Annotated in this window: 5 protein-coding genes and 2 pseudogenes; 3 read left to right on the forward strand and 4 right to left on the reverse strand. The window is 62.1% G+C overall.

Annotated features, from left to right (window positions below; all coding sequences use genetic code 11):
- Positions 1 to 278 (forward strand): NAD(P)-dependent oxidoreductase (locus WCE35_RS16805; RefSeq protein WP_424594457.1); only part of this gene is annotated, 278 nt, incomplete at its 5' end.
- A 52-nt stretch (positions 279 to 330) separates the two neighbouring features.
- Here the strand turns inward: WCE35_RS16805 and WCE35_RS16810 are convergent.
- The gene (locus WCE35_RS16810) at positions 331 to 741 is read right to left on the reverse strand and encodes a bleomycin resistance protein (RefSeq protein ID WP_424594458.1); all 411 of its coding nucleotides are present in this window, start codon (positions 739 to 741) and stop codon (positions 331 to 333) included.
- A 35-nt stretch (positions 742 to 776) separates the two neighbouring features.
- On the opposite strand from WCE35_RS16810, the pseudogene WCE35_RS16815 reads away from it, so the two are divergent.
- A pseudogene (locus WCE35_RS16815) lies at positions 777 to 857 on the forward strand (glutathione S-transferase); the annotation flags it as partial.
- A 153-nt stretch (positions 858 to 1010) separates the two neighbouring features.
- On the opposite strand, the gene WCE35_RS16820 reads toward WCE35_RS16815, so the two are convergent.
- Entirely contained in the window at positions 1011 to 1478 is a 468-nt protein-coding gene (locus tag WCE35_RS16820) for a DUF1348 family protein (RefSeq protein ID WP_424594459.1), read from the reverse strand.
- Positions 1479 to 1560: 82 nt separating this feature from the next.
- Positions 1561 to 2010, reverse strand: a complete 450-nt coding sequence (ybgC, locus tag WCE35_RS16825) for a tol-pal system-associated acyl-CoA thioesterase (protein WP_424594460.1) — start codon at positions 2008 to 2010, stop codon at positions 1561 to 1563.
- Here ybgC and WCE35_RS16830 point away from each other — a divergent pair.
- Entirely contained in the window at positions 2003 to 2311 is a 309-nt protein-coding gene (locus WCE35_RS16830) for a hypothetical protein (RefSeq protein WP_424594461.1), read from the forward strand. The two genes, ybgC and WCE35_RS16830, sit on opposite strands and share 8 nt — an antisense overlap.
- A gap of 66 nt (positions 2312 to 2377) precedes the next feature.
- Here the strand turns inward: WCE35_RS16830 and WCE35_RS16835 are convergent.
- A pseudogene (locus WCE35_RS16835) lies at positions 2378 to 2509 on the reverse strand (metallophosphoesterase); the annotation flags it as partial.

The following is a 2509-nucleotide window of genomic DNA, read 5'->3' on the forward strand; positions in this document are numbered from 1 at the left end:
TCCTGATCAACGCCGGCCGCGGCGGCCTGCAGAACGAAGCCGACATCCTGCAATGCCTCGACGACGGCGCGCTCGGCGCCGCATCGCTCGATGTCTACGCCACCGAGCCGCTGCCATCCAACAGTCCGTTCTGGAGCCATCCCAGGGTGGTGCTGACACCGCACAACGCCGCCGACACCGATCCCGACGAAATATCGAAATATGTCGCGCGCCAGATCGCGCGCTTCGAGGCCGGTGGTGCGCTGGAAAACGTCGTCGATCGCGGACGAGGGTATTAGCGGCTCGCGAGTTCTCTTCGCTGGCTCGTGGCAGAGCCGGAAGCGAAGCTTGCTAACGCTCGCCGATGACCTCTGAAAATCTCAGGAGATAGCCGTCGGGGTCCTGAATCGCGAATTGCTTGACGCCGATTTCATCGTGTTCCCGCCGGTACCATCTCTCTTCGAGAGGCAGATAGACCGCGACACCCGCGGCCAGGATGGCCGCGTGCAAATGTTCCGCATCGGCGACCTGGATTTGAAAATTGATTCCACGGCCGAATGGATATGCTAGTTCGGCACGCGGCCAGAGCCGATCCTTGCCGACGGACTGCTCCAGCATCAGTTCAGCCCCATCACGTTCCAAATAAGCAAAGCGCTCCTCGGGACGGGAATACAGCACGCGAAATCCAAGCAGCTCCGTATAGAAGCGCCGGCTTTTCGCGAAATTCGAACAGACAAGTTCGGGAACGAGTTTGGCGCGCATGACGGATCGTATCAGCGCGCAGGCGTAGCGACAAACGGTCCAGCATCGCCAGGGCCATCGCCGAGGAATTCGAATTGTTCAAAGCCGAACTCGCGCGCCACAAGGCGGCGGCGTGAGGGGAACTCGCGTCCCGGACGAGGTGCAGCGCCCGTTGGCGGTGCACCGCAGAGCCGGGACCCACATCGCCACACAGGATGGCCCCCGGATCAGCAGCGCACCGCTATCGCGCTGCGCCGCATCCGGGGAACGCAAACTCCCACACGATTTCATCAGAACGGATCGTCACCCAATCCCGGAACGTCCGCCGGCCGCGGGCCAGGCGCGGCCCAGCGAAAGCGGCGGTCTTTCTCGGCAATGGCGATGTCGTTGATGCTGGCTTCGCGCCGGCGCATCAGGCCGTGGGCGTCGAACTCCCACTGCTCGTTGCCGTAGGAGCGGTACCACTGCCCGGCATCGTCGTGCCACTCATATTGAAACCGCACCGCGATGCGGTTTTGATCGAATGCCCAGAGATCCTTGATCAGGCGATAGTCCTTCTCCTTCGCCCATTTGCGGGTGAGAAAGGCTGCGATGGCGGCACGGCCCTGGAAAACCTCCGAGCGGTTGCGCCAGCGGCTGTCTTCGGTATAGGCCAGCGCCACCCGCCCAGGGTCGCGCGAATTCCACGCGTCTTCCGCCATACGGGCTTTTTGGGCGGCGGTTTCCCGGGTGAAGGGTGGTAGCGGCGGACGCGACATCGGTGACCTCGGCTGTTGCTGCGGCCGCAACTCTATCGCGCCATTTCAAGGAGTCGATGGCCGTTCGCCTATCGGCTGATAGCTAAGCCAGATCGGCCTTCATCACTAGCCGCAGCGATTTCGGGATCGGCAGTGCCCGCCCCTCGCTGATGAAGGCGACGCGCACCTGCGCCTTGACCAGCACCTCCCCGCCGCGCCGCACCTCCTGCGCCAGCGTGATCGACGCGCCCTTCACGGCGACCGGCCATGTCACGACGTCGAGCAAATCATCCATCCGCGCGGGCTTGAGAAAGTCGATCTGCATCGAGCGCACGACAAAGGCAAAACCCGGCGTTTCCAGCTCGGCCTGTTCGAACAGATGATGCTGTTCCGCTCCCATCAGCCGCAGATGATTGGTGCGTCCGCGCTCCATGAAGCGCAGGTAATTGGCGTGATAGACGATGCCGGAGAAGTCGGTGTCCTCGTAATAGACGCGGACCCGCATATGGTGACGGCCGTCGCGAATCTCGCCGTCGAGATGGGACATGGACATTGCTCCGGGAGTTCGGCGGCGCGAAATCGGGCCAGCTATGAATTTTTCTACAGCGGGCGACTTATCAAAACATGCATTGAGTGAAAACCACGATTCAAAAGCGCCGCCGGGGCGGGGCCTTGGCGTTGGGTTGTGTCCCTCCCATACTGGCGAGCCGACGGCCAGCCTCGCGCTCAACGAAAGCCCGCAATGCAGCCGTTATGACAGCAGACTTGCCATTGGCGCCCACGAATTCCTGCGCTTGCGCAAACAACTCGTCGTCGATGGTGATCGTGACTCTCATTTCATGAAACCGCTATAGGTCAGCTATGGCATCATCTGACGTACCCCGTGCTTATAACACAAGCACGACTAAACTCAGGGCGAACTACGCCACCGCCGGACCCGCCCCGCCCAGCGTCACCAGCACGATTTCCGGGGGAACGCCGAGGCGGAACGGCACGATGCTGCAGCCGAGGCCGCCGGAGACGATGACGTCGTGTTTCAAGCGGAAGTGGCC

The organism is Bradyrhizobium sp., assembly GCF_049691595.1.
GTDB lineage: Bacteria > Pseudomonadota > Alphaproteobacteria > Rhizobiales > Xanthobacteraceae > Bradyrhizobium.